We start from the raw sequence: 2,926 nt of genomic DNA, 5'->3' as shown, positions 1-2,926 counted from the left end.
CTCCGGCAGCCGCGCCTTGCCCGGCGCGAGACCGGGGCGCTCGGCGGCGAAGGAGACGTCGAGCTCCGGCGTCTTGGCGATTGCCTTCAGGCAGGAGGCCACCGAGCGCTTGAACGGCTCGGTCGGCGCTTCCTTGGTATTGCGGAATTTGGAGTTGGAGGTGGTCATGTCACCTTGATCCGTCGTCCCGGCGAAGGCCGGGACGACACACCGAGAGAAATCAGCTGAGCGCCACGTTGACCGCCGATTCCGGCAGCTCCGCGTTGAAACAGCGCTGGTAGAACTCGGCGACCAGGGGGCGCTCGAGCTCGTCGCACTTGTTGAGGAAGGTGACGCGGAAGGCGAAGCCGATATCACCGAAAATGTCGGCGTTCTCAGCCCAGGTGATCACCGTGCGCGGGCTCATCACCGTCGACAGATCGCCGTTGGCGAAGGCGTTACGGGTGAGATCGGCAAGGCGCACCATCTTGTTGACGATGTCGCGGCCCTCAGTGGTGCGATAGTGCTTGGCCTTGGCCAGCACGATCTCCACTTCCTCGTCATGGCTGAGATAGTTCAGCGTGGTGACGATCGACCAGCGGTCCATCTGGCCCTGGTTGATCTGCTGGGTGCCGTGATAGAGGCCCGAGGTGTCGCCGAGACCAACCGTATTGGCGGTGGCGAACAGGCGGAACGCCGGATGCGGCTTGATCACCTTGTTCTGGTCGAGCAGCGTCAGGCGTCCGGAGACTTCCAGCACGCGCTGGATCACGAACATCACGTCCGGGCGGCCGGCGTCGTATTCGTCGAACACCAGCGCGACGTTGTTCTGCAGCGCCCAGGGCAAGATGCCGTCGCGGAATTCGGTGACCTGCTTGCCGTCGCGGACCACGATGGAATCCTTGCCGACGAGGTCGATACGGCTGATGTGGCTGTCGAGGTTGACGCGCACGCAGGGCCAGTTCAGGCGTGCCGCGACCTGCTCGATATGGGTGGATTTGCCGGTGCCGTGATAGCCGGTCACCATCACGCGGCGGTTGCGGGCAAAGCCGGCGAGAATGGCGAGCGTGGTGGCGCGATCGAAGCGATAGTCGGAATCGACTTCGGGCACATGAGGATCGACTTCGGAATAGGCGGGGACCTCGAGATCGCTGTCGATCCCGAACACCTGGCGCACCGACACCTTCATATCGGGCTGACCGGAAACTTCCTCAATTTTGGACAGGGCGGCGGTCGTCATCAATCCTCCGAGGTCCCGGGCGGTCCCGAAACCAGTTATTCGCACGTTGGCTGCGGCTGGGTGCTGAAAATCAACCTATCAGAGACAGATGGCCGGCAGAAGCCCGCCCACCAATCAAAGTTCCATTGTCTTTTCATTTAGATAGGTGAGGAACGCACTTTTTGGAGGGCTGCCTTGCGAATCACGCTCGAATTTCGAGCGGGGAAGGCGACTTGCCCACGCGAATGGCACTTTTACCGCCACTCCTTAACTAGGTAGGGTCTTCCCCAGGTCCATCGCCGAGACGAAAGACGACGTGACATCCTTCCTCGATCCCCTCATCTCCTTCGTCTCGGCCCATCCGTGGCTGGCCTATCTGACCCTGTTCCTGGCGGCGCTGCTCGAAGCCGTGCCAGTGGTGGGATCGGTGATCCCCGGATCGACCATCATCCTGGCGCTCAGCGCCCTGGTTCCGGGCGGCGAGCTGGCGCTGCCATGGGTGCTGCTCGCCGCTGCGCTTGGCGCCGTGCTCGGAGACGGCTCCGCCTACTGGATCGGGCACCGGCGGCAGCGCGAGATCCTCACCACCTGGCCGCTGACCAACTATCCGCGCGTGGTCGAAGAGAGCGAGAGCTTCTTCCACCGCTTCGGCGCCTGGGCCGTGTTCTTCGCCCGCTTCGTACCGCCGATCCGCGCCTTCGTGCCTGTGACCGCCGGCGCACTCGGCATGCCGCCCGCGAAGTTCTACGCGGTGAACATCCCGGCGATCCTGGTCTGGGCGCCGGCCCATGTGCTGCCCGGTGTGCTGGCCGTGTCGGCCCTGCACGAATATGCCGGGCTGCATCACCACGGGCATGTCGGCAAGCACATCTGGATGCTGACGGTGGTCGCGGTTGCGATCGTGCTGGGCGGGGCGGTGTGGATCTATCGCCGGCGGAATGGCAGCGTCGCGGAAGCGAAGCCGCGGGCGTAGGCGGCGCCACATTACAGGTGTCGTCCCTGCGAACGCATGCGTTCGCAGGGACGACATGGGAGAACGCTGCACTCACACCGGCTCTAACCAGCCCCCGTCCTCCGCCCCGGCGCCGGCCCCACATACCTTGCCCTTGGGCGTATCAACTTCCCGAACTGCAATTGCTCGCTCGCATGCGCGATCCAGCCGACGCTGCGGGCCATCGCGAACAGGGCGAGTTCGCTGCCGGCGGGCAGGCGCAGCGCGTGCACGAGCACGGCGAGTGCATAGTCGATGTTGACGAATTCGCCGGTTGCTTCCGCGATGCGCTCCGGCACCTCGCGGGTGAATTTGCGCGGTGCGCCGGCGCGAGAGAGCGCATTGAGCAGCGATTGCGCGCGGGGATCGCCGCGCTTGTAGACGCCATGGCCGAAGCCGGCAAAACGCTCGCCGAGCGCGACACGCTCGCGCACCATCGGGGCTACGTCGCGATCGATCAGCGTTTTCACGAGTTGCGAGGCCAGCACGCCGGCGCCGCCATGCTGCGGCCCTTTCAACGCGGCGAGACCGGCGATCACGGCGTCGTACAGGTTAAGGCCCGTCGAGGCCGCGCAGCGCGCGGTGAAGGTCGAGGCGTTCAGCTCGTGATCGGCGAGCAGAACCAGCGCGCGGCGAATCAGATCGGGCGCGTGCTTGTTGTCCGCCGCCCAGGCCTTCGCGATGTCCTCATGCAGCGGCGCGGCCGAGGGCTCGGCATTGAGCATGGTCGCAACCAG

4 protein-coding genes are annotated in these 2,926 nt (G+C 65.0%); 1 reads left to right on the top strand and 3 read right to left on the bottom strand.

Going from position 1 to position 2,926, the window contains the following annotated elements; translation table 11 throughout:
* Nucleotides 1–168 (bottom strand): hypothetical protein (locus MOV75_RS33045; protein ID WP_247007423.1); only part of this gene is annotated, 168 nt, incomplete at its 3' end.
* 52 nt (nucleotides 169–220) lie between these two features.
* Entirely contained in the window at nucleotides 221–1,219 is a 999-nt protein-coding gene (cobS, locus tag MOV75_RS33040; RefSeq protein WP_246931632.1) for a cobaltochelatase subunit CobS, read from the bottom strand.
* Between the two features lie 295 nt (nucleotides 1,220–1,514).
* On the opposite strand from cobS, the gene MOV75_RS33035 reads away from it, so the two are divergent.
* The gene (locus MOV75_RS33035) at nucleotides 1,515–2,171 is read left to right on the top strand and encodes a DedA family protein (RefSeq protein WP_246931631.1); all 657 of its coding nucleotides are present in this window, start codon (nucleotides 1,515–1,517) and stop codon (nucleotides 2,169–2,171) included.
* An 83-nt stretch (nucleotides 2,172–2,254) separates the two neighbouring features.
* On the opposite strand, the gene MOV75_RS33030 is transcribed toward MOV75_RS33035, so the two are convergent.
* Nucleotides 2,255–2,926 (bottom strand): citrate synthase (locus MOV75_RS33030; RefSeq protein ID WP_247007421.1); only part of this gene is annotated, 672 nt, incomplete at its 5' end.

The sequence above is a fragment of the Bradyrhizobium sp. PRIMUS42 genome (assembly GCF_023006515.1).
Taxonomy (GTDB): domain Bacteria; phylum Pseudomonadota; class Alphaproteobacteria; order Rhizobiales; family Xanthobacteraceae; genus Bradyrhizobium.
The sequence above is the reverse complement of the archived record's forward strand: the minus strand, read 5'-3'. Positions and strand labels throughout refer to the sequence as shown.

Excerpts from the sequence above, each read along its gene's own strand:
- cobS (WP_246931632.1), bottom strand. The coding sequence starts at position 1,219 with ATGACGACCGCCGCCCTGTCCAAAATTGAGGAAGTTTCCGGTCAGCCC.